Source organism: Paenibacillus antarcticus, from assembly GCF_001637225.1.
GTDB classification, from domain to species: domain Bacteria; phylum Bacillota; class Bacilli; order Paenibacillales; family Paenibacillaceae; genus Paenibacillus_AQ; species Paenibacillus_AQ antarcticus.
Window position 1 is genome coordinate 107,721 of the sequence record NZ_LVJI01000024.1, and the last position, 25,165, is coordinate 132,885.

The following is a 25,165-nucleotide window of genomic DNA, read 5'->3' on the forward strand; positions in this document are numbered from 1 at the left end:
AATATTAGTAAGAATACCACGTAAAGATAAGGAGATATGATAATTAAATGGAAGATATTATCCATATTAAGCAATTGAATCTATTCTATGAAGATTTCCATGCACTCAAGGATGTAGATCTCAATATTCCAGAAAAAACAATAACGGCTTTCATTGGGCCGTCCGGCTGTGGTAAATCTACATTGTTACGTACTTTGAACCGTATGAATGATATGATCTCTGGAACTCAAATTGTTGGTTCTGTCCAAATTAACGGTAAAGAAATTTATGGTGAAGATGTACATGTTGAGGCCCTTCGTAAGCAAGTCGGAATGGTATTTCAGCAACCGAACCCTTTTCCTAAATCAATATATGATAACATTGCTTATGGGCCTCGCCTACACGGTGTTCGCAATAAAGCAGAATTGGATACCATAGTAGAACAGAGTTTACGTCAAGCTGCGTTATGGGAAGAAGTTAAAGATTACTTGAAACGTTCTGCTCTAAGTTTGTCAGGCGGACAACAGCAACGTTTGTGTATTGCACGGGCGCTCGCGGTTCAACCAGATATTCTGTTAATGGATGAGGCAACCTCGGCGTTAGACCCGATCTCCACACTCAAAATTGAAGAGTTGGTCCAGGAATTGAAAGAAACCTATACGATAGTCATGGTTACTCATAACATGCACCAGGCTGCACGTGTATCTGGAAGGACTGTATTTTTCTTGAATGGGGAAGTTGTTGAATCAGATGATACAAACATTTTGTTTACGAATCCTCAGGATTCTCGTACCGAGGACTATATTTCAGGTAGGTTCGGATAGACTTAAATATAAGGCATTGATAGGGGGATGACAGAAGATGATTCGGAGAATTGGATTAGATCAAGACTTGGAAGAGTTACGTTCATTATTACTTCGTATGGGACAGCATGTTATAGAAGCATTGGAAGGCGCCATTACGGCGCTACATACTTTAGATACAGTTAAAGCTCAACAGATCGTGAAGGATGATGTATTACTGAACGCGATGGAAGATCAGATTATGGATATCGGATCTCGTCTGATTGTTACACAACAACCTGTGGCTAAAGACTTAAGACGAATTATTGTCGCCTTTAAGATCTCAAGTGATTTGGAGAGAATGGGTGATCTCGCCCTAGATGTGGCTAAGGTTACGATGCGCCTTCAAGGACAACAATTGATTAAACCACTTGTGGATATCCCTAATATGGCAGCTATCGTTAAAATCATGATTACAGAGGCTATCACATCGTACTTAGATGAGAACACCGATCTTGCTTACAAGATGGCGTTGGACGATGATAAGGTCGATCATTTATATGGACAAATGATTACCGAATTATATGCTTATCTATCAGCACACCCAGAGTCAACTTCTCAAGTCATGTTACTTACCCTAGTTGGACGATATATCGAGCGTATCGCTGACCATGCTACAAATATTGGAGAAAGTGTAGTTTACCTTGTTACGGGTAAACGGCCAGATTTGAACCAATAATGGAGTGGATTACATCCAAGCACCGACCATGTCGGTGCTTTTTTGTATTTTAGAGTCATAATCGGATAGCAAAAGTGATAAATAGTTGAAGCACTACGTACATTTTTCTCATTTTGAGGGGTCGTATGGTATCATGAAATAACAATGTTGTATAAAGGGAAGGTGTTTTATGGATAAGCTAATTCTTATTGATGGTAATAGTATAATTTATCGCGCATTTTTTGCAATGCCGCCGCTAACCAATACAAAAGGACTACACACAAATGCGGTATATGGATTTACGAACATGCTTTTACGATTGATTGAGGATCATAAACCAACGCATATGATGGTTGCTTTTGATGCGGGAAAGATTACGTTCCGACATGAGGGGTATCAGGAATACAAGGGTGGACGAGAAAAGACGCCTCGTGAGCTGTCTGAGCAATTTCCTTTGCTAAAGGAGTTGTTACAAGGACTTGGAATTGCCCAATATGAGTTAAGTGGATATGAAGCGGATGATATTATTGGAACTATTGCTAAGGAAGCAGACCAAGCTGGACGTCAAGTGTTAGTGGTATCTGGGGATAAGGATATGTTCCAACTGGCCTCTGAACACGTACAGATTGGATTGACTCGTAAAGGTGTTACTGAGATCGAACTCTATGCTCCTGAGCAGATTCAAGAACGATACGGTTTAGAACCTCACCAAATTATTGATCTAAAAGGATTAATGGGGGATACATCCGATAATATTCCAGGTATTCCAGGAGTAGGTGAGAAGACCGCGCTAAAACTTTTACATCAATATGGATCAGTAGAAGAGGTATTAGCGAATACCCATGAGTTAAAAGGGAAGATGAAGGAAAAGATTGAGACGCATGCAGATGATGCGATCATGAGTAAAAAGTTAGCGACAATCTATCGTGAAGTTCAATTAGATAAATCATTGGATGAAATGGTATTCAACGGTTTCAATCAAGAAACGTCAGGTCCAGCACTTGCTAAATTGGAATTCAAATCACTCCTTGAACGTCTATCGCTATCTGGTGAAGGAGGATTGGAGGAAGGTGAAGTAGCTAAGCCAGTTTTGAATGTAGAAGTTACTGTAATCGATAAGGACAATATGGACGAGCTAATCGGTCGACTTTCTGATGTCAAAGTTCTACATGCAGAGACTTATGGAGATAACCCACATCGAGCTGATGTTATTGGGATCGTGTTCTCATCCGAAGATCGGCATGATTATGTACCGTTTGATTTATTAAAGACGGATCAAGCAGAACCGATTCTGAACTGGCTACAAGACCCTTCCGTTCCTAAACGTGGATATGATTTGCATCGGATGGATCTTGCGTTACATTGGCATGACATCCCCTTTGCTGGGGTTGCTTTCGATGTACAGCTTGCAGCATACTTACTCGATCCGACAGAATCCAGTCAAACGGTAAGCGCATTGGCATCCAAATATGGATTAGATTCTATAGCCATTGAGGAAGATGTATTTGGTAAAGGCGCGAAATATAAAGTGCCCGATGTAGACATACTAAGCAACCATTTAGCACGTAAATCGGCAACCGTACTCAGTATTATTCCGATACAAGAAGCAGAATTAGATGAGAAAAAGATGAAATCGCTCTTCCATGATATTGAGATGCCTCTTTCTCGAATCCTTGCGGATATGGAGAAGCAAGGTATTGAAGTTCATATGAGTGATTTACAAGAGCTTGGTAAGGAATTTGAAGTTCAGATTCATCGTTTAGAAGAAGAAATCTATAGCATTGCAGAGACGAAGTTCAATATTAATTCACCGAAACAGTTGGGTGAAATTCTTTTCGTGAAGTTAGGTCTGCCTGTGGTCAAAAAAACCAAGACAGGATTCTCTACTGATGCTGAAGTGCTTGAGAAGTTGGCACCGTATCATGATATCGTCCAACTTATTTTGCAGTATCGCACGATAGCGAAGCTACAATCTACGTACGTGGAAGGTTTGTTGAAGGAAATATCTCCGAAGACGGGCAAGGTGCATACGTATTATCGTCAGACAGTAGCTGCCACAGGTCGTTTGAGTAGTCAATTTCCAAATTTACAGAATATCCCAATTCGATTGGAAGAGGGTCGTAAGATTCGTAAAGTATTCGTGCCTTCGGAGCCTGGCTGGTCTATCTTAGCAGCTGATTACTCCCAAGTGGAATTACGTGTACTCGCACATATATCACAAGATAAAGGGCTGATTGATGCCTTTACACATGATATGGATATTCATACGAAGACGGCAATGGATGTGTTTGGGGTGAGAGCGGAGGACGTTGACTCCAACATGAGACGTGCCGCAAAAGCTGTTAATTTTGGTATTGTATATGGTATTAGCGATTATGGGTTATCTCAGAATCTTAACATTACGCGCAAAGAAGCTGCGAAGTTTATAGAGCAATATTTCGAAGTATTCCAAGGTGTGCAACAATATATGGTTGATATTGTGAAGGAAGCTAAAGAGAATGGCTATGTCACGACGCTCTTAGAGAGAAGAAGGTATCTTCCTGAAATTAATGCCAGTAACTTTAATCTTCGTTCATTTGCTGAACGAACTGCTATGAATACGCCTATTCAAGGGACGGCAGCAGATATCATTAAGCTTGCTATGATACACATGGATCAGGCACTTACTGATAAGAAATTAAAGAGCAGAATGTTACTTCAGGTTCATGATGAATTGGTATTTGAAGTTCCAGAAGATGAGCTTGAGATCATGAAATCATTGGTGCCAGAAATTATGGGCAAAGCACTTCCGCTTAATGTTCCACTGAAAGCAGAAGTAAGCTATGGTGGCAATTGGTATGAAGCGAAATAGTAGCCCATAGGTTACTAAATTCCGTTATAATGGGATAGAGGTGAGACATCATGCCGGAATTACCGGAAGTAGAGACCATAATAAGAACCTTAAATGTATTGGTAAAAGGCAAAACCATTGATCATGTAAGTGTCCACTTGGCACGGATTATTCAGCGCCCTGATGATATAGAGGAATTTGCATTTTTGCTTGAAGGACATACCATCTTAGGGGTAGAACGTAGAGGTAAATTTATACGTATTCTATTGGATGGACTTGTTATCGTATCCCATTTGCGGATGGAAGGCAGATATGGACTTTACGCAAGTGAAGAACCTGTGGAGAAACATACACATGTCGTATTTCATTTTAATGATGGGACTGAACTACGTTACAAAGATGTTCGTCAATTTGGTACGATGCATCTGTTTGCGACAGGGGAGGACCTGGTTTCGTTACCTTTGTCCAAGTTAGGATTAGAGCCCTTAGATCAGTCGTTTACATTAGCGCAGTTCAAGCAGGTCCTAACGGGTAAAAAAACAAAAATAAAATCTGTCTTGCTAAATCAAGCATATGTCGTTGGAATCGGGAATATTTATGTAGATGAATCGCTATTTAAAGCTGGCATTCACCCGGAGTCAACGACGGACGTATTGGATAATAAACAGATTGAACGATTGCATACAGCTATTGTAAGTATATTGTTAGAATCCATTGAAGCGGGTGGATCCTCTATCAAGTCCTATGTGAACGGTCAAGGAGAGATGGGGATGTTTCAACAACAGTTACTAGTGTATGGTCGTCAGAACAAGCCTTGTGTGAATTGTAGTTCTATCATTGAGAAAACAGTCGTTGGTGGGAGAGGAACACATTTCTGCCCGACATGCCAACCGGACCCTAAGTAATATTCATGAGAATGTGCACCCCTCGTTTTTTCTTCCATATAATATGGAGAACGTATCGACTGTAGCGAAAAGCGTATCGGATTTTGGAATTCGGTCATTTTTCGCATGTGAGATAGGGAGGGAACAGGGTGCTCAGTCACATTCTTGCACTGACGTTGCTGGCTTTTGCGGTGAGTTTGGATAGTTTTGGAGTAGGGATTACATATGGATTAAGGAAAGTGAAAATCCCACTACTCTCGATTGTGATTATTTCAGTTCTGTCTGGCGTTGTTATTGGAATTTCAATGCAAGTAGGGGTTCTGCTTGCGCATTTTGTATCTCCTAAGATTGCTTCAGCTGTAGGGGCTATGATTCTTATCATCATGGGATTATGGTCATTGGTTCAAATGCTTATTCAAAAAGAAAAAGATCAAGTGCTTGAACCAGTGAAAGTTGAGAAATTACCCAAGCCGCTATCAGAGCGGCAGGTATTCTCATTAGAAATTCGTAAGTTGGGTCTTGTGATTCAGATATTACGTACACCCTCGTCGGCAGATGTGGATAAATCGGGCAGCATTTCGGGTTATGAGGCTATGTGGCTAGGTATTGCGTTATCATTAGATGCATTTGGAGCAGGGCTCGGAGCAGCACTTCTAGGGTTCTCTCCGTTGTCCACATCATTAGTAATTGCATTATTTAGCGGTAGTTTTCTGGTCATGGGCATGAATGCAGGATTTCGTTTTGCTACAAAATCATGGACACGGCACATGACGGCACTGCCAGCGTTAATGTTGATAATAATGGGAATAATGAAGCTATTATGAGGTGAAATCATGAACATTGGATTAACCGGGGGAATTGCAACAGGTAAGAGTACGGTATCCTCCCTTCTAGTCAAGAAGGGAGCTATGCTTGTTGACGCCGATGCTATTGCCCGGGAAGTTATGCTCCCGGGTCACCCTGTTCTTGCTGCGGTAGCTGAATTTTTTGGACAAGGTATACTGCAAGAGGATGGTACATTGGATCGTAAGAAGCTTGGTAGCATTGTTTTTGACGACAAAGAAGCTCTAAAGGCTTTGAATAATATGAGTCACCCTGAGATCCGTAAAGAGATAAGGAAGCGAATGATGGAGCTTCAGACAGCGTATCCTGAACGTCTCGTAGTGGTAGACATCCCGCTTTTATATGAATCAGGACTTCAATCCATGTTCGAAGAAGTATGGGTCGTATACGCACCACGTGATGTGCAGATGGAACGTCTTATGAAGAGAGATCTTTTGTCATTTGGACAAGCAGAAACGAGGCTTCAGTCACAGATGGATATTGAAGATAAGAAAAGTTCAGCAGATCGAGTTATTGATAACAGTCATAGCTTAGAAGCAACGGAGCAACAAGTGAATGAATGTTGGCTTCAGATGAGGTTGTTATGAAGTTCTTTCTTAAAAAACGTGTGCTCATTCTTTTGTTTATGACGTTCGTATTGTTGTTATTCTTTAATAGTAATTGGATGTCTTGGTTTTATCCTATTCATTACAAAGAGGAAATCCAAATACAAGCTGAGGAATACGAGGTAGATCCATTTCTAATTGCTGCTATTATTCGGGTAGAGTCTAATTTTAAGCCAGGAAAAGAGTCATCGAAGGGTGCACTTGGAATTATGCAACTTATGCCACGTACGGCGACTTGGGCTATGGAAATGGCCAAACTTCCTGAAGTGTCTCTAGAGCGGATCAAACACGAAGTAGGACCTAATATTCAACTGGGAGCATGGTATTATGCATCGCTTTCTAAGCAATTTGATGGCAATAAGGCATTAGCCATTGCCGCTTATAATGCAGGACCTGGTAATGTACGAAGTTGGATGGATAAGGGTCTATGGGATGGACAACTTGAAACAGTTAAAGAAATTCCTATTGATCAGACTAGGCATTATGTACAACGTGTATTATATTATTATGATAAATATACAGATATCTACGATGAGTTCTAATGATGAACTAAAAGGAGTGTTGGTCCAGCTTCTCGCCGGTCCAACACTCCATAACTTCATCAGACTAGCTGAATTGACCAGCTAATTGTTGTTCTGCAAGGGTTACCAAACGTTTAGTGATATATCCACCGATTGAACCGTTCTCATAAGAAGTCATGTTTCCTTGGTATCCATCTTGTGGAATGCTGATTCCAAGTTCCTGAGCAATTTCATATTTCATTTGTTCTAGGGCGCCTGTAGCTTTAGTAACAACTAAGTTATTGGAACTGTTGTTTGCCATTGTCGTTCACCTCCTCGCTGTTTGTAAAAGTATTATGTGTTAAATTTGCAATCTTCATAACTTTTTGTAGGTGGAAATTTTTATGGAATAAATATTGCTTTACGAAAACTCATGTGAAAAGGGAAGTGCTAACACAATGAAATGCCCATATTGTAGCTATGCGGGAACCAAGGTATTGGATTCACGCCCAGCTAATGAGAATAAGTCGATACGACGTAGGCGTGAATGTGAACAGTGTAGTCGAAGGTTCACAACGTTTGAAATGGTTGAGGAAGCACCTTTAATTGTGATTAAGAAGAGTGGTAATCGTGAAGAATTTAGTCGTGACAAAGTCATGCGTGGATTAATTAGAGCTTGTGAGAAACGTCCAGTGTCTGTAGAACAATTTGACCTGATCGTCTCAGAAGTAGAGAAAGCATTGCGTGATACAGCAGTAACCGAAGTGGATAGCCAACAAATCGGTGAATTGGTTATGGAGGAGTTATATCGGGTTGATGAAGTAGCATATGTGCGATTTGCTTCTGTATATCGTCAATTCAAGGACATTAACATGTTCATGAAGGAATTAAAGAATCTTTTATCCAAAAGTACAACAGGGGAATAAGGACAAATCTATTGACATAACATTCATTTTTTGATAAATTAATGATTGTTGTTGTATTCAAATGGGGCCTTAGCTCAGCTGGGAGAGCGCATCGCTGGCAGTGATGAGGTCAGGGGTTCGATCCCCCTAGGCTCCACCAACATTTTAAATTCAAACGGCAGAAATGCCGTTTTTTTGTTTCGATTGTTGTCATTTGACTCATGATAGGTGTAGACAGTTTGTCGACACATCAAAGTGAAATAGATGATATGATATAAAGATGAATACATCCAAATGATTGTTAGGTTCCACGAGTTTAAATTGAAATAACATTATAAAATTAGGAGTGGTAATTTGAGAAGACAAAAACCAATGACACTAGAAGAGTTAATGAGCGATTTACAAGGTCAGAAAACGTTTCAAGAAGATCCAAATCACATTTCATTAGAGAATTTGTTTAATGACGCGTTCATGAGTAAACATTCCAGTCACAAGAGTTTTGAAGATTTCTTGATCAAAGGGAACTTTCAAGTAAGGACAGAAGAAGATGTCAACAACATACCGGATGAACTTTTTGATCGTCATGTTGTTAGGGAGACTAAATTTGCTGATTGGAAATCAATGTTGGAAACGGCGAATTTGGAATACAAAAGTAAGTAATGTGTAACCAGACTGGATATGATAACAAGGATATGAAATACTGTCAATTTTTTAGCTATAGCTAAAAAATGGCAGTATTTTTTTTAGTACAATATAGGTAATTCGTATGACTAATAATATCTTTTTTGATTTATTTTTCCAAACCCAGTACTATAGTATTACATTGTTATATACATTACTTGGATGTGGAGCGGAAAATATGGGGAAAGTTACACGTACAGCTTTACGATTAACCATTCGGAAGAAACTGCTCATGATGTCATTAACATTACTGATTCTTCCTGTATTGGTATTAGGGGCTGTTGCTTATCAGATTTCAGTCAAAGAAACAAATGCTCTAATTGAGAGTAAATTGAGTTCAAGCGTAAACCTAGCATTAGCATTGATTGAGAATTTAGAAAAATCAGTTAAATCGGGGTTGTTGACAGAAGTAGAAGCACAAGAACAGGTACGCACCTTGCTTCTTGGAGCTAGAGATGAGGACGGTACTCGTCCAATTAATAAATCTATCGATTTGGGTACAAATGGATACTTCTTTATATTAGATGATAAAGGAAAACTACTCGCTCATCCTAAACTTGAGGGAGAAAATATCTGGGATAAACAAACATCCAACGGCACGTATTACATACAGGATTTGATTAAAGCAGCATTAGACGGTGGTGGGGCTACTTACTACAAATGGCCATTACCAATATCGGACAATAAATCTAACAATCAGGAAGGCGAAGCGCTGAAAATATCGTACGCCAAACTTTCCCCCACCTGGGGATGGGTCGTTGCGTCGGGCTCCTACATGAAAGATTATAACACCGGTCAACAGAACATTCTTCAGAGTATCATAACAACATTGATCATATGCGTTGTTATCGGAGTAGCAGTAATACTCTTATTTTCCCAACATATCTCAAAGCCAATTATACGTATAGCAAGAGAAGCTGAACGAATAGCACAAGGTGACCTAAGTGGTGATGAGATCATTGTACACAATCGGGATGAGATCGGACAACTGGGCAGTTCCTTTAATCAATTATCCAGAAATATTAGGAAATTAGTAGAGAATTTAAGTTTAAGCTCGAATAGTTTGGCTTCCTCATCTAAACAGTTGTCATCCACATTAGGTGAAACAACAGGGGCAATCTATCAGACTTCAACGTCAATTGCGGATGTGGCTAACAATAATGAGATACAGGCTATTTCTGCGCAAGAGACTTCCCGGTCGATAGAAGAGATGGTAGAAGGAATCCAACGAGTAGCTGAAGCTTCCTCACATGCATATCAATTATCTGTCTTAACGCTCAAAGAAGCTGATACTGGCAATGGCCTTCTTATTAATACTTCTCTGCAAATGAAAGCAGTAAGTGATTCTATAGATAACTTAAGTATTGCTGTTACAGAACTAAATGATCAATCCGAACAAATAGAAACAATCGTTAGTACGATCAAAGGAATATCTGAACAAACAAATTTATTAGCTCTTAATGCGGCATTTGAAGCAGCCCGATCAGGGGAGCATGGCAAGGGTTTTGGAGTAGTTGCTAGTGAAGTTCGTAAGTTAGCTGGACAAACTAGTGAAGCGGCAGAGCAGGTTTCTGCGATGATTGAAGAGATCAGACAGAGTATTGGCAAAGCCCATCTATCTATGAGTAAAGGCCAAAACGAGGTTGCGGCAGGTGTTCGATCTATTGATGAGACAGGGAAGGCATTTGAGCGTATAGTGGAAGCTACCCGGACAATCGTAGATCAAGTGAAAGATTCAACGTCGGCCGCACATCAGATGTCCGCAAGCTCTGAACAAATATCTGCTTCAGTTATTGAGGTCGAGCAAGTTTCACTTCACTCTGCAGCTGCTGCACAGAGCGTTTCTGCAAGCGTTGAGGAACAGCTTGCATCTATGGAGGAAATTGCATCTTCTGCTGCCAAGTTACGAGATATGTCTGATGAGATGCGTACAGTAGTAAATCGGTTTAAGATGGGATAGAATGCTACTCTTCTGAAATTATTTTGATTATTAGGAAAAACGAATATCTTTTGTATTAAACAATAACAAAGCCTGACGGCGAATGCTCGTCAGGCTTTGTTCACTTGTTAACGATTAAGAACCACCATACACTTCAAAATCAAAAAGTGAATATCCGTATGCTGTGCCTCTGGTTACGCCAAGTACTCTTACATATCTTCCGGTCTTTGGAGTTGTGAACGTAATATCATCAATTGCGCCATTACCGGTTGTTGTCGTATAAGCATCTGTCCAAGTGGTTGTGTCGTTGGAAACCTGGATTTTGTAACCTTTAGCATAAGCATCTTCCCAGTTTAATTTTACCCGGTACACGCTTTGGGTCACGGTAAGATCTACATAGATCCACTCGTTATTATTTCCTTCAATACTTGCCCATCTTGTTGATGAGTTGCCGTCAGTGGCTTTGGAAGCTTCGAGTCCTGCTTCTTCTACTGAACTAGCTACAGCTGTTTTGCCAAGTGCGAGGTTCGTGCCTGTTGTTGGCGTTGAACTTGTTGTAGCAGTTACAATACTACTATTAGCTGAAAGATTCCCAGCGGCATCAACTGCTTTCACTTTATAACTATATGCTGTGGATGCAGTTAAGCCTGTATCATTGAAGGTGGTACCTGTTGGAGTGCCAACTTGAGTGCTACCGCGGAATACTTGATATCCGACAACACCGACATTATCCGTCGAAGCTGTCCAGCTTAAATTGATTTGATTGCTTGATACAACTGTTGTAGTCAGGTTAGAAGGAGTTGTAGGTGCTTGTGTATCCGGTGTTGGTGTTACGCTTCCAGCCGTTGGTATCCACCAATTCCCTGAAATGAAGAGCATATTAAGCAAGTTGAAGGAATCGCTGAAATATCCCTCTTTCTTGTTCTTCATCCAGTCCCAACCCGAATTCACCCATGCTTGATGAGCGCTGTTTGTTGTTGCTGCTGATATAAATGGTGATACGAACACGGCAGTGGCATATGATCCTCTTGCCGTACCATTCAATTGATATCCGTCTTTAATGTTACCTGGCGTTCCAGTTGTCTTACCTTTAATCCATACCGCCATTTTGTTAGCAATATCCCGGCCTCTAGTGTCTCCGTAAAAAGCATAGTCCATTACAATTCTTAATGGAACCCGGCTTGCATTGTAGTTATATTCGTTATCATACGTATCCTCCAAGAAATTGGATGGAGCTGGTTTAGGAGGATTGTTAATAACAAAGTCAGAGATTAGACCTGTAGTAGATGAGTAAGTTGTTGAGAATTGACCGTAAACGTTATACAAGTTATTGATGACATCTAACCATACTTGATCTCCTGTAACTTCATTGAAAGCTCTTAAGTGGGAGAGCATCCAATCGGATGGACGCGTGTTTAATGTGTTTTTCTCATCCCAATCTCCAAGATTAAGCCTATTATTTGTTGTCACATTGCTTACTTTAATTCCATTGGTAATCATTTTTTTGGCTTCTGCCAAATAGTTAATCGTACCAGCCGATCCCCATTGACGATCTGCAAGAATCAAGGAATAAGCGATATCTAAATCACCGTCGGTAGCTGAGTCGAAATGACCTTGGGCACTACTGCTATCCGCAACAATCCAACCCATTAGATTAGGATTCACACTACTTTTGAAAGCTCTTGCTGTTTTGAATAAGCCGTCATAAATTGTTTTGGCATTAGAATCGTATCCAGCCATCAGAGCGGTGATGACCATTCCATATCCTTGACCTTCTGAAGTTCCAAGCCCAGTATAGCCTTCAGTATCACCAGTGCTATCGCCCTTCACATAATAACCACCAGGTAGCGAGGATAAGTTATTTTTTAAGTATTTTCCTTTCCAATAGTCATAATAACTTGAGACTGCGCTGTTCAAAGCTGTCTGGGTTACATGGTTAGGCTTAATTATGCCGGGATAACTGACTTGCTGAGGAAACGGTTTTAGTTCTCCTGCAGCGTGAGCTTTCGATTGAAATGGAGCAGGCGCACCCAGTAGTGTCATAAGCATTGTTAGACAGAGAAGAACCAGACCCGTTAATTTCATCATCTTTTTGTTCGATTTTAAAGTGTACAATTAAAATTCCTCCTTTAAATTATAATCTAACAAACCTCGACGCTATCACGGCCTCCTTTCCATATAATAGACATACAATAAATTAAAGCGCTTTAACTTTTGGACAGAAACCAATATAATATAAGCGCTTTAACTTTGGGGTTATATAAAAAGTAATTTAGAAGAAACTAAAGGTGCATGACGTGCCACCGCTAGATCAACTAGGTTACTTTTAGCCCTTAATTCTAGACGTAAATGTTGCTACTTTCTTCATAATGAATTTAACATACAAATTTTGTATGTGTCTACAGTTATTTCTTTTTTAATTGAATAAATTATCTCGACTCTTTGTTGACGGTTAAGTCCAGCGATCATTATAATTCTTCTATGACTATTCCAATTATTTCTACTAAATTATATATCCCCCCACCTCGGCCAAACCTTGTGATCCGCTCCCACCTGATCGAGCAACTAAACGAAGGGCTACACGGTAGACTAACCCTTATCTCTGCTCCTGCGGGCTTTGGTAAAACGACGTTAATCAGTGAATGGGCTGCGGGTTGTGATCGACCCGTCGCTTGGCTATCGATGGACGAAGGCGATAATGATCCGGCATGTTTGCTAACATACTTAGTCGCATCTCTGCAGACGATTGTAACGAATATTGGAAATGGTGTGTTGGGTTTGCTACAGTCCCCTCAACCGCTACCAATCGAATCGATTCTAACAGTCCTGCTCAATGAAATCACCACTATGCCGGATCCTTTTATTCTTATCCTTGATGATTACCATGTTATTAATGCCGAATCGATAGATAATGCTATCGCCTTAATACTCGAGCGAATGCCGCCACAGATGCATTTGGTCATCGCTACCCGTGAAGATCCACGGTTACCTATGGCCAAGTTACGCTCCCGAAACCAATTGACTGAAGTGCGAGCCACAGACTTGCGGTTTGATTCCTTTGAAGCAACTGAATTTCTGGGTCCAATAATGGGATTAACCCTTTCATCGGAAGACATCGACATGCTTGAATCCCGAACAGAAGGTTGGATTGCTGGCCTCCAATTAGCTGCTCTTTCGCTGAGGGGACATAAAGATGCTTCCACGTTTATCAAATCATTCACGGGCAGCCATCATTTCGTGGCAGACTATCTGGTTGAAGAAGTATTGCAACAGCAGTCCACGAATATCCAGACTTTTTTGTTGTATACATCTGTTCTTGACCGATTGTGCGGTCCTCTTTGTGATATGGTTCTTCTTACTGGCGTAGGAGGGAACTTCGCTCCCTCATCTTCAGGGCAAGAAATCTTAGAATATCTCGAACGCAATAACTTGTTCATCGTCCCATTGGACAATGAGAGACGCTGGTATCGCTATCACCATCTCTTTGCTGATTTATTGCGGCAACGATTACGTCAGAGTATCAACTCTTCTTTAGGGGATGAAGGTCGTGTTGTAGCCGAATTAAATATACGTGCAAGTACATGGTATGAAGACAATGGACTGGATATTGAAGCTTTTAATCATGCTGTTATTGCCAATGATATTCATCGAGGGGTTCGTTTGATAGAGGGTGAGGGAATGCCCTTGTTCTTTCGTGGTGCGGTGATCCCTGTAATGAATTGGCTGACTTCAATGTCACAAGAGGAAATGGATGCAAGTCCTTCGTTGTGGGTAATGTTCGCATCTTCATTGCTGTTGGTAGGCCAATTAACTGGTGTTGAAATGAAACTGCAAGCTGCTGAAAAGGCCCTGCACAGTGCCGAACGTGACGAGAAGACGAGCGATCTTATTGGACATATTGCCTCCATACGTGCAACGCTTGCTGTCAGTAAACATCAGGCAGAAACGATCATTGCAGAGTCGCGCCTTGCTCTGGCAAACTTACACCCAGACAACTTGCCTGTTCGTACAGCCACTATCTGGGCGCTAGGGTATGCTTATGAGCTTCAGGGGGATCGCACTGCAGCGTGGAAGGCTTATACCGAAGCATTATCGATCAGTCAATTGATTGGGCATGTCATGATCACCATTATGGCTACACTCGGACTAGGGAAAATACAGGAAGCTGAAAACCAGCTTTATGTTGCGGCTGAGACTTATCGGGTTGTTCTCAAATTAGCAGGTGATCCACCGATGCCAGTTGCTTGCGAAGCGCACTTAGGCTTAGCTCGTATAATGTATGAATGGAACGACCTAGATGACGCTTTGCAACAAGGATTACAGAGCGTCAACCTGGCACAGCTTTTAGAACAAACGGATAGAGTTGTTGCAGGTGAGGTAGTTATCGCAAGGATAAAGCTTGCCCAGGGGGAGGAAAGAGAAGCGACCTCTATATTAGTTAAGGCTGACCATTTCGCGCGCCAGAATAATTTCGTGAATCAGATACCCTATATTGCAGATGCGCAGGTACTTGCATTGCTGTACAAGGGAAATCTTGCGGAAGCGGCTGATGTGGCAGAGAAGCATAAACGTTCCTTCAGCCAAGCCAAGGTACATCTTGCACAAGGAAACATGCAAACGGCATTGTCTATACTTGAAACATTACGAATGCAGGTGGAAGAAAAGGATCTGAAGGATGAACAACTGAAAATATTAGTTCTAATGGCAGTTACTTTACACGCAATTGGGGCAAAGGTGAAATCTATACAGATATTGAAAAATACTCTGATGATATCACAACCCGGTGGGTTCATTCGGATATTTATCAACGAAGGTATTCTGATGGATAGATTGTTGCGTGAAGTGGCTACACTCGGAGTTATGCCGGACTATGTAGGTAAGATATTACCTGAATTTCAAGCAGAGAAAATAAAAAGTGAAGTCAAAGCCGGTTATCCATTTATCCAAGCTACAAAGTCTCATATTGAGCCATTAACCGGGCGAGAGTTAGAAGTACTACATCTCATTGCCCAGGGATTATCGAATCGTGAGATTAGTGAGAAATTATTTCTTGCTCTAAGTACGGTTAAAGGGCATAATCAGATTATTTTTGAAAAACTACAGGTAACAAGACGTACTGAAGCTGTAGCGTGTGCTCGCAAGTGGGGTCTGTTGTAAGCCTCCTAAGTAAGTAGCTCTCAAAAGTTGAATTGGTGAAATCTTTGGAAGACTGCTGATCAGGCTATTAATTACACGACTGAGGATTTCACAATGAAAAGCTAGCGTTATGATATCATTTTGAACGGATACATCAACTAAGATCTTGTGAGTGTGGTTGATGTATTATTTGTGAGTTATTTGTGAGTGTGAAATGATACGATTTGATAGAATCTAATTTCACTATAAAAGGGCGATATATTTGAAAATACTAAATTATAGCAAGTGGCTAGGAATCCTTTTGATTTTTACGATATCTTTTGGGCTCTTTATAGGAATTTATTCTCTTATAAAACCCAATTCCAACGTCATTCTTGCTAAGAATGGTATGTTGGATTTGACCCACTGGGACTTTGCTAGTCGAGGGTTGGTTAATCTGAATGGGGAGTGGGAGTTCTACGAAGATCAGTTACTGGATCCGTCCGACTTCATTCAAGAAACACCGCACAAAGTATCCTACTTGAAAGTTCCAAGTATTTGGAGGGGAGAAGAGAATAGTAAAGAAGGTATGAATAGAAAAGGCTACGGAACGTACCGTTTAAAAGTGATTATCTCGAATGAAGAAGAAATCTATGGGGTGAAATTAAATAGTGTTCGAATGTCCCATCAATTATTTATCAATGGTAAGTTAGAGGGTGGAATAGGACAACCTGCAACGGAGAAAGAGACACATACACCTGGAAATACCCCGTACAGTACCTTTTTTCAAACGGATGAACGTGAGATCGAAATTATAATTCAAGTTGCAAATTATATGTTTATGACGGGAGGCATTGTCAATTCAATTCAGTTCGGAATGGACCATGATATCAACACATTAACGGGGATCCAATTTGGTATCAATGTTTCAGCGGTTATGATTTTTGGAATGTTTGGTGCCTATCATCTGAATTTCTATCTCTTGCGTAGGCGAGAGAAACCCTATCTGTATAGTGGTCTCTATTTATTAGCGCTCTTAACTATTCAACTATTCTCTGGTGAGAAGATTGGTCTGAAATTATTTCCTAACCTTCCTTTCGAATTCACCTACAAGTTGCTTGATTTCAGTACATTTCTCAGTGCAGTTATCATCATTTTATTTTTCCATTCGATTGATAAGCGTCTACTGTCGAAGCAAAAGATACTTCAGATGCTCGCACCGATTATGGTGTACCTAGTGACTATAATAGTAATACCGTATCCGACGGTTAGTGAAATTAAACCATTGTTCTTCCTATACTTAGGAATCGTTGTCTTGTATCTACTTGGCAAGATGTTGTATTTATACAATAATAAGGATCCGGATTCAACTAATCGTAAAGAAATGATACTGTTCATCGGAGCTATTATTTCGTTAGGTATCTATATGACATTTGGGATTCTATATACTGAGAATGCCGTTGATACCGCTCTTGTGGGGACGATGGGGGTAGTTGGATTCATAACATGTATGAATATTTTGTTGGCTTTACGTTTCACGAATGCTTATGAGAAGACGGAAATTCTCACGCATCAACTCATGATTTCGAATCAGCTTAAGGATGAATTTCTGACTAATACTTCTCATGAACTTAAGACTCCGTTGCACGGTATTATGAATATTACTTCCTATTTACTTGATGATGAGGAACATATTTTATCGGTAAAGCAGAAACAGAATCTTAGATTGATCAAAGATACCTCGATAAAGTTGTCTATGTTGATTAACGATATCATGGATCTTACACGATTGAAACATGGAGAATTACGTTTGTATCCTACTGTTTTAGATCTTAAGGTGGTAACTCAATTCGTATTCGACGTACTAGAATTTGAGCTTTTGGGTAAAGATGTGAAGTTGGTGAATCTTGTCGACTCGGATATCTGGATTGTGGCAGACGAGAATCGGCTACGTCAGATTCTTTATAATCTGATACAGAATGCCATCAAGCATACGGAAAAAGGGTCGATCAAGGTGAGTTCACATGTAGTTGACGATAAAGTGGAAATTACAGTGGAAGATACCGGTTTAGGAATTGCTGAAGATAGATATGAGGAAATATTCGAGTATTTCGTGCAAGTGAATGAACCGCTACCGCAGGATGGATATACAAGTATGGGGGTTGGATTGTACATTAGTCGTAAGTTAGTAGAACAGATGAACGGGTATATCCGTGTAGAGTGGTCAGAGGTTGGAATAGGTACACGTATGACATTTATGCTACCTAGTGCGGTACATATGCATGTCTATCGAGAAGCAGCTAGTACATTTATAAGTCAATCTCTGATGGAGTGCAATGATCCACTAGATTTCATCAATCACTATGAGTACACGGTGCTGATTGTGGATGATGAAGCTTCTAACATCCGTATTCTACTAAATATTTTAAAAAGACATCACTATAATGTTATTACAGCTTTCTCTGCCGATGAAGCATTAGCAAAATTGAAAGAGTATCCTCAAGTAGATCTGGTTATTCTGGATGTTATGATGCCGAGAATTTCAGGAATTGAACTGTGTCAGATGTTGCGTAGTCAGTATTCCATTCTTGATCTACCGATTTTATTTGCAACGAGTAAGGACAGCTCACAGGATATTGCTCTTGGATTTAGGGCGGGAGCTAACGATTATGTAACAAAGCCATTTGATGCAGATACATTGATTGCAAGAGTTCAGACCTTGATCGCTATGAAGACTGCGATTGAAGAGGCTATTCTCAATGAACTTGCGTTCCATCATGCTCAGATCAAACCACATTTCTTATATAACGCACTAAGTAGTGTGATCTCCTTTTGTTATACAGATGGAGAAAAAGCGGCCTATTTATTATCGATGCTGAGTCAATATTTACGTTTTATTCTGGATATGGATCGTACGACTCAGTTCGTTCCCCTCCATCAAGAGTTGGAACTCATTCATGCATATGTTGAAATCGAAAAAGCTCGGTTTGGAGATAGATTCGAATTTGTTGCTCATATAGAGGACAGTGTTCGTGCTAGGGAGATTCCTTCATTGTGCATCCAACCGTTTGTGGAGAATGCGATTCGTCATGGATTATTTGAAAAAGAAGGATATGGTAAGGTTTCGCTTATGATAGATGAGGGAGACGAATATATAAAAATAATCATTGAGGATGATGGCGTGGGTATTCCAGACGATCTACTTTATCAAATGATCAAAGGTGATGGTAAAGTGGGAGGAATCGGTATTCAGAACATACGCAAGCGAATGGATGTCATTACAGGGGCAACATTTACGATAAGCTCCGATTTAGGAGTAGGAACCAAGGTGACGATCTATTTGCCTGTACATCATGATGGGAAATAGGTGCTTATGAGGAGAGTAGAAGCTCGGAAAATAGGTAGCTAATACCTATGCAAACTTTATAGGAGTGGTTAATTGATCGTCTGGACATGTGCATCAATCTACTTAGATACATAAATTTATGATATTGAAGATGACAGAGAGAAGATCATAATCTCTCTTTTTTTTCGCTTATTTCGATATTAGCCTCAATACTCCTCAAATCATTCGATCTTGTGAGTTATTTGTGAGAACGATTTGGTAGAATTCCAATGAACCTATACTAAACAAAGTACATAGAGACATAGAGAGGAGAACCACAATAATGAAGGCCAAAATCATGATCGTAGATGATACCAAGTTTTTGAGAAAACTACTCAGAGATATATTTGTATCCAATGGTTATGAGGTAGTTGCCGAAGCGGGAGACGGTGAAGAGGCAGTACGCCTATTTAAGCTACATAAACCTAATTTAATAACGATGGACATAACCATGCCTAAGATGAATGGGATATCTGCGCTCATCGAAATAATGAAAATTGATCCCGACGCTATTGTAATCATGTGTTCTGCCATGGCACAGAAGAGTTTAGTTCTCGATGCAATAATGGCGGGAGCGAAAGATTTTATTGTAAAGCCCTTCAATAAAGATCGGGTGATTGAGACGATCAACAATGTTTTGAGTGGATAAGACACCCTTGTGCAAGGTTTAACAGGATCCCGAACACATAACTAAAATAGATGGGTATTTCATGAAGTAGAAGAAACCACTTAACATCAATGGGGTGGTCTTTTTCACTTTTCTTTCTAAATGATAAGATTTAATTATGTATAAATATTCGTAATTGTATAATATTTTGCATAGGAGTAACAAATATATGTCTTGACAGATGATAATGAGAACCATTATCATATTGCTAGTAGATGCAAATGAAAATCATTATCATTTCCATTATTTGAAACTATGGTATGAGCAACACAATTATACATACTCGGAGGGATAGATTTTGAAAAAATTATCATTATTACTACTTATTGCGGCTCTAAGCGTGATGACTGCATGTTCATCCACGAACAAAGCAGACACAGCTGAAACAAATACAACAAGCAATGAAACGAAAGAAGCAAATACAGCGGAAGCTACAAGCAAGGTATATAGTTTGGAGAACGATGGTGTTGATCAAGCATTATTCACAGAGGCATTGAGTCAATTTCCTACGACAGTACCAGAGCGTATTGTAACGACATCTGTGCCACTAACAGAAATGCTACAAATACTAGGAATTACACCTGTAGGAGTACCAACTTCTAAAAATCCGATTCCTGCAGAATTCGATGCAGTAGAACGAATTGGTTCACCGATGGCACCGGATCTTGAAGTTGTGACAAAGCTAAAACCAGATTTGCTTCTAGGTGCGGAGTCACTTCGCAGCAGCTTAGACAAAAGTATGGAAGGTATGAAGTTAGATAAAGCTTACCTAAGTACTGAATCATTTGATGATTTGAAGCTTAGTTTGAAAGTACTAGGTACTTATTTTAAGAAAACAGATGAAATGAATGCCACACTTACCAAGATATTGGAAAAGGAAAATGAGTTAGCTAAGCTTGCAGAAGGCAAGAAAGCACCGAGTGTCATGCTTGTTATCGGAACTTCAGATTCTTTCATGGTTATGAGTGAGAAATCTTATCTAGGTAGTCTAGTGAAAAAGGTGAATGCAGATAATATCGCGACTTCCGTATTGAAAGTGACGGATACTTACTCTCCAATCAATATGGAGAACGTTGTAGCTGCTGATCCAGACATTATACTTGTATTAGCCTCAGGCGATCATGGTGCTTCCAAAGACATGTTCGAGAAAGAAGTAGCGAAGAATAGTACATGGACTAAGCTCTCTGCTTATAAAAATGATAAAGTACACATCTTGGATTACAGTGTGTTTGGTGTAACTTCGATTCTTAACGCTGAGAACGCCCTGACTGAAATTTCAAAATATTTCTATGAATAGATAGAGGAGACAGCAAGTGATAAATACATCTCGAAGCAGGATCATTGTTACTTTCACGTTAATTTTGGCTATTCTTGCTGGTATAATCGCAATCGGAGTAGGTGGCGTGTACATACCGATACCAGATATATTAAGTACATTATTTAGTTCTACTTCCGAAGCTGTGAATACTACGATCATATGGGATATTCGATTGCCACGTGTATTGCTAGCGATGATCATCGGGGCAAATATTGCTATTTCGGGTGCACTCTTGCAAGCAGTAATGGGTAACCCACTTGCGGATCCTGGATTAACAGGTGTGACAAGTGGGGCTGCTGCTTGTGTTCTTGTGATTATGCTTGCTGCACCAGAATATACACAATTTATTCCGATTGCTGCTTTTGGTGGTGGATTAATTGCTGCATCCATCGTGTATGCCCTAGCATGGAGACGAAGCGGGATTTCACCAGTAACGATCATTTTATCTGGTGTTGCCGTGAACGCTCTCTGTGGCGGATTGATTGGATTATTGACGATCATGTATAGTGATCGTCTCCCAGCAGCGGTTCAATGGCTGAACGGTAGCCTTGCTGCGAAAGGGAATAATGCTTTGATGATGGTTCTCCCATATGCAATTGTTGGCTGGATACTATCATTCTTTGCTATACGTAAAGCGAATATTATTCGCCTAGGTGATCAAGTCGCATCTAATCTTGGTGAGAATGTTAACAGAATTCGAATTCTGTTGTCCTTATTAGCTGTATTCTTGGCAGCGATCTCTGTAGCTGCCATTGGAATGATCGGGTTTGTTGGTCTTGTTGTACCGCATATGGCTAGATTACTAGTTGGCTCAGATTATAAGTATATGATGCCAATGAGCATGGCATTAGGAGCGCTTGTTCTGCTGATAGCAGATACAGGTGGACGCACGTTGTTCTCGCCATTGGATATACCTGCGGGAATTCTGATGGCTGTCATAGGTGCACCTTATTTCCTATACCTGATGAGAAAGAAGGCGTTCTAACATGTTTACTGTCGACTCGATTTCGATTAAGTATGAGCAGAAGAGCATCATTAACAACTTCTCTTTCTCCGCTAAACAAGGTGAAATTGTGTCCATCATTGGACCTAACGGCTCAGGAAAGTCGACGATACTCAAAGCGTTATCGCGGCTTATTCCTTATCATACAGGTTCTGTAGTACTTGAAGGTACAGATTTGAAATCCATGAGTGCCAAACAAGTTGCACGTAAAATGTGCATGTTAAGTCAGAAGAACCAAGCCCCGAGTGATATGACTGTGATCGATCTAGTCTCATATGGAAGATATCCTCATAAGAAGTGGTTTGAGAGATTGGACAATGAAGATATGGAAATCGTCCATTGGGCACTTGAGAAGACACATCTTACCACCTATAAGGATCGACCGATTGTGTCTTTGTCGGGTGGTGAATCGCAACGTGCATGGATTGCTATGGCACTTGCTCAGCGTCCTAAAGTGTTGTTGCTTGATGAACCGACAACCTATCTGGATATATCCCATCAACATGAAGTTCTTGAGCTTGTACGTGAGTTGAACCAGGATATGGGTATGACTGTTGTGATGGTATTGCATGATCTTAATCAAGCTTCTTGTTATAGCGATAGTATTGTTGTCGTGCAAGGTGGCGAAAAGGCGATGCATGGCACACCCAATCAAGTGATGACAACGGACATGATTAGGAAGGTTTATCGGATGGATTCGGAAATTCAATATATTCCGACAGAAAAGAAACCGCGTATCCATTTGTTAAGTACCGTGAAATAGGCGCAAACAAAATATAAGACAATATATATGGAGGAATTCACAATGAAAAAACCAGTAGATTTAGAGAAAAACAAGGAAAATTATTTACAGTTTATTGCGAATCGTAGAAATCTAATATTGAGTTTAATAGATGAAGATGGTAAGCCATTTATTAGTTATGCTCCTTTCGTTAAGAAAGAAGGTAAGCTTTATATCTATATTAGCAAGATTGCAGATCACTATAGACTTACGGAAAACAATGAGTTTGTCGATGTGCTTCTTATTGCGGACGAGTCTGCAACGAACAATAAATTTGCTACAGAACGTGCACGTTTGAATTGTACTTCTAGCAATATCGGTAATGATGGACATGAGGATATCTTCGAGTTGTTCAATGCAGATCACGGTTCGAAAATGATGGATTTGTTGCGTGGACTTGATTTCTCACTATTCGAATTAACCCCTGTACAAGGACGTTATGTCGTAGGTTTCGGTATGGCATTCGATATCGACGTGGATGCGAATCTGTTTAGTCATGTTGTCATTGATAAGAAGAAAGACGCTTAAGTAAAGGAGCCTATGACAAATGACTTTTAATACTGTACTACCGATCTGGCAAGCGATTCAGACGAGATTTCACAAGACAGTGAAGGGATTACCAGAAGAAGATTTGAACCTACAGATTGGGTCTTCATCGATTGAATCTTTGATTCGTCATAACGCGGAAGTGGAATTTATGTTCGCGGATTGGTTCTTCGGCAAGCAGTTACCAGAGGATCATAACAAGGCAAAGAACGACGATGTGTTGAGCAATAACGAGTCGGTTAATCGTGTGGAAGAGTTGGTCGAACTACTAGCATCTTCGAACACGCATTTTATTGAAGCTATGCGGGAGCTTCCTGAGGACTCGTGGCATCAAATTGTTGAATCGCGTATGGGTCCATCAACACCTCTTGAAGCGGTAGGTAGACTTATGTATCATACAGGGATTCATTCAGGGCAGATTTCACTTATTCAGAAGAACGCTCTTCGAATCGAAGAAGCGACTAATACTACTGTCTAGTAGTTTGAATGATGAATGACGTGTTAAATATTGCTTAAATATGAACGGCAGAAATGCCGTTTTTTTTTGCGTTCATTGATTCGAAATCAGAATAAGTGCTGAGGGTAACAACGATCACAAATAACAATTACAATTACACGAGATGGCATTAGTAAAGTATGATTACGAGAAAGAGCTTTTTATCTGTTGGGTACTATGAGTCGATAGAAAAGAAGCAATCCGCTATATATCTGTAGAAGTAACCAATAAAGGGGGATATAGAGATGACAACTAATCAAAATATACGGTATGCAATCGGTGAATCTGTTCGATATCTTGAATCTTATTCAAGTATGGCTATGGAGTGTTGTGAAGATAGTCGAAGAAAATGGAATGGTGCTTGGTGGCATATGGCTACTCTTTATGAAATCGGAGAAGTGAAACAAATTCCGGAGTCCGCTATTGCCAGAGCAAAATATTTGTTGGAAGCTCAAACATGGCCTGTTTTCGTCATATCCGACAACGACCACCCAATAAGTGAAACGGATAAAATGAAAATGGATTGCTGTCATTGCGAGCTCGCCGTGTACTATATGATATTGGTAGCCTACGGTTGTGATTTAGACAAGGAACTGCCTTGGATTCGGAAATGGTTCTTAAAGCATCAGTTATCTGATGGTGGACTGAACTGCGAACCTAAAGCTTATACTCATTCTAATAAGAGTTCAATCGTTTCAACACTTCCTCCACTTGAGGCAATTCTATGGTATACGAACCGCGACTTCACTATGCAGGAAGAGGTTTTCTTGGATGAAGGGGCACGATATTTAATTGAACATCGTCTTGTTTGTTCCAAACAAACTGGACACATCATCGATAAAGATTGGCTGAATCCTTGTTTTCCAAGATTTTTTGAATACGATATCTTACGTGGTATGTCCTTCTTGGTAGAATGGTCTCGTCGGAGGAACAAACCGTTGCCGATTGGTCTGCTTAATGAAGGAATGCAACAACTGAATAGCTTTCGTAAAGTAGAAGGGTTGCAAATTGGCAGGCAAGTATTCGATCCACAAGGCCCATGGGGAGGACACACATTCCCGCTGTTAGAAGCCTTATCGAAAAAGGGTGAAGTTTCTCCTTATCTAACCAGACAATTGGAAGATGTTCGGGCGCAATTGGAATATAGCTCTAATGTGTGAAGCCATATTGGAAGAGAATAAACCGCAA

At 40.2% G+C, this 25,165-nt stretch carries 21 protein-coding genes, 1 tRNA gene and 1 pseudogene; 20 read left to right on the forward strand and 3 right to left on the reverse strand.

Annotated features, from left to right (window positions below):
* Positions 1–47 precede the first annotated feature (47 nt).
* From pstB to PBAT_RS16810, 7 genes are all read left to right on the forward strand, one after another.
* A complete protein-coding gene (gene pstB / locus PBAT_RS16780; RefSeq protein ID WP_068651052.1) occupies positions 48–803 on the forward strand; it encodes a phosphate ABC transporter ATP-binding protein PstB in 756 nt (251 codons plus the stop codon).
* A gap of 37 nt (positions 804–840) precedes the next feature.
* The gene (gene phoU / locus PBAT_RS16785; RefSeq protein WP_068651053.1) at positions 841–1,500 is read left to right on the forward strand and encodes a phosphate signaling complex protein PhoU; all 660 of its coding nucleotides are present in this window, start codon (positions 841–843) and stop codon (positions 1,498–1,500) included.
* Between the two features lie 169 nt (positions 1,501–1,669).
* Positions 1,670–4,330: a DNA polymerase I gene (gene polA, locus PBAT_RS16790; protein ID WP_068651054.1), complete on the forward strand. Its 2,661-nt coding sequence runs from the start codon at positions 1,670–1,672 to the stop codon at positions 4,328–4,330.
* 50 nt (positions 4,331–4,380) lie between these two features.
* Positions 4,381–5,214: a DNA-formamidopyrimidine glycosylase gene (mutM, locus tag PBAT_RS16795; protein WP_068651055.1), complete on the forward strand. Its 834-nt coding sequence runs from the start codon at positions 4,381–4,383 to the stop codon at positions 5,212–5,214.
* 128 nt (positions 5,215–5,342) lie between these two features.
* A complete protein-coding gene (ytaF, locus tag PBAT_RS16800) occupies positions 5,343–6,017 on the forward strand; it encodes a sporulation membrane protein YtaF (protein ID WP_068651056.1) in 675 nt (224 codons plus the stop codon).
* Positions 6,018–6,026: 9 nt separating this feature from the next.
* Complete coding sequence (coaE, locus tag PBAT_RS16805) at positions 6,027–6,623, forward strand: dephospho-CoA kinase (protein ID WP_068651057.1); 597 nt, start codon at positions 6,027–6,029, stop codon at positions 6,621–6,623.
* Complete coding sequence (locus PBAT_RS16810; RefSeq protein WP_068651058.1) at positions 6,620–7,183, forward strand: lytic transglycosylase domain-containing protein; 564 nt, start codon at positions 6,620–6,622, stop codon at positions 7,181–7,183. Before coaE ends, PBAT_RS16810 begins: the two co-directional genes overlap by 4 nt.
* Before the next feature lie 64 nt (positions 7,184–7,247).
* On the opposite strand, the gene PBAT_RS16815 is transcribed toward PBAT_RS16810, so the two are convergent.
* The gene (locus tag PBAT_RS16815) at positions 7,248–7,463 is read right to left on the reverse strand and encodes an alpha/beta-type small acid-soluble spore protein (protein WP_068532065.1); all 216 of its coding nucleotides are present in this window, start codon (positions 7,461–7,463) and stop codon (positions 7,248–7,250) included.
* A gap of 136 nt (positions 7,464–7,599) precedes the next feature.
* On the opposite strand from PBAT_RS16815, the gene nrdR reads away from it, so the two are divergent.
* The 4 genes from nrdR to PBAT_RS16835 all read left to right on the forward strand — a co-directional run bounded on the left by nrdR (position 7,600) and on the right by PBAT_RS16835 (position 10,687).
* Entirely contained in the window at positions 7,600–8,067 is a 468-nt protein-coding gene (nrdR, locus tag PBAT_RS16820) for a transcriptional regulator NrdR (protein ID WP_068532067.1), read from the forward strand.
* A 63-nt stretch (positions 8,068–8,130) separates the two neighbouring features.
* A tRNA-Ala gene (locus PBAT_RS16825) sits at positions 8,131–8,206 on the forward strand.
* A 212-nt stretch (positions 8,207–8,418) separates the two neighbouring features.
* Entirely contained in the window at positions 8,419–8,706 is a 288-nt protein-coding gene (locus PBAT_RS16830) for a hypothetical protein (protein WP_068598975.1), read from the forward strand.
* A gap of 199 nt (positions 8,707–8,905) precedes the next feature.
* On the forward strand, positions 8,906–10,687 hold the full coding sequence (locus tag PBAT_RS16835; RefSeq protein ID WP_068651059.1) for a methyl-accepting chemotaxis protein: 1,782 nt from the start codon (positions 8,906–8,908) through the stop codon (positions 10,685–10,687).
* 114 nt (positions 10,688–10,801) lie between these two features.
* Here PBAT_RS16835 and PBAT_RS25980 read toward each other — a convergent pair whose 3' ends face one another.
* Both PBAT_RS25980 and PBAT_RS25985 read right to left on the reverse strand, forming a co-directional pair.
* Positions 10,802–11,536, reverse strand: a complete 735-nt coding sequence (locus PBAT_RS25980; RefSeq protein WP_420848793.1) for a discoidin domain-containing protein — start codon at positions 11,534–11,536, stop codon at positions 10,802–10,804.
* Positions 11,513–12,754, reverse strand: a pseudogene (locus PBAT_RS25985) (family 8 glycosyl hydrolase); the annotation flags it as partial. The gene PBAT_RS25980 and the pseudogene PBAT_RS25985, both read right to left, overlap by 24 nt.
* Positions 12,755–13,147: 393 nt before the next feature.
* On the opposite strand from PBAT_RS25985, the gene PBAT_RS16845 reads away from it, so the two are divergent.
* The 9 genes from PBAT_RS16845 to PBAT_RS16885 all read left to right on the forward strand — a co-directional run bounded on the left by PBAT_RS16845 (position 13,148) and on the right by PBAT_RS16885 (position 25,137).
* Positions 13,148–15,823 (forward strand): winged helix-turn-helix domain-containing protein, encoded by a 2,676-nt coding sequence (locus tag PBAT_RS16845; protein WP_068651061.1) that lies wholly within the window; start codon positions 13,148–13,150, stop codon positions 15,821–15,823.
* Between the two features lie 367 nt (positions 15,824–16,190).
* Positions 16,191–19,148, forward strand: coding sequence for a hybrid sensor histidine kinase/response regulator (locus PBAT_RS16850; RefSeq protein ID WP_246168838.1), 2,958 nt, complete (start codon positions 16,191–16,193; stop codon positions 19,146–19,148).
* Positions 19,149–19,449: 301 nt separating this feature from the next.
* On the forward strand, positions 19,450–19,815 hold the full coding sequence (locus PBAT_RS16855) for a response regulator (protein ID WP_068651063.1): 366 nt from the start codon (positions 19,450–19,452) through the stop codon (positions 19,813–19,815).
* A 316-nt stretch (positions 19,816–20,131) separates the two neighbouring features.
* On the forward strand, positions 20,132–21,130 hold the full coding sequence (locus tag PBAT_RS16860; RefSeq protein ID WP_084403156.1) for an ABC transporter substrate-binding protein: 999 nt from the start codon (positions 20,132–20,134) through the stop codon (positions 21,128–21,130).
* 16 nt (positions 21,131–21,146) lie between these two features.
* On the forward strand, positions 21,147–22,136 hold the full coding sequence (locus tag PBAT_RS16865; protein ID WP_068651064.1) for a FecCD family ABC transporter permease: 990 nt from the start codon (positions 21,147–21,149) through the stop codon (positions 22,134–22,136).
* A gap of 1 nt (position 22,137) precedes the next feature.
* A complete protein-coding gene (locus tag PBAT_RS16870) occupies positions 22,138–22,917 on the forward strand; it encodes an ABC transporter ATP-binding protein (RefSeq protein WP_068651065.1) in 780 nt (259 codons plus the stop codon).
* Positions 22,918–22,959: 42 nt separating this feature from the next.
* Positions 22,960–23,463: a HugZ family pyridoxamine 5'-phosphate oxidase gene (locus tag PBAT_RS16875; protein ID WP_068651066.1), complete on the forward strand. Its 504-nt coding sequence runs from the start codon at positions 22,960–22,962 to the stop codon at positions 23,461–23,463.
* A gap of 19 nt (positions 23,464–23,482) precedes the next feature.
* Entirely contained in the window at positions 23,483–23,959 is a 477-nt protein-coding gene (locus PBAT_RS16880; RefSeq protein ID WP_068651067.1) for a DinB family protein, read from the forward strand.
* Positions 23,960–24,222: 263 nt separating this feature from the next.
* Positions 24,223–25,137 carry a hypothetical protein gene (locus tag PBAT_RS16885; protein WP_068651068.1) on the forward strand — a complete coding sequence of 305 codons (915 nt, stop codon included), beginning with the start codon at positions 24,223–24,225 and terminating at the stop codon, positions 25,135–25,137.
* Positions 25,138–25,165: the final 28 nt, after the last annotated feature.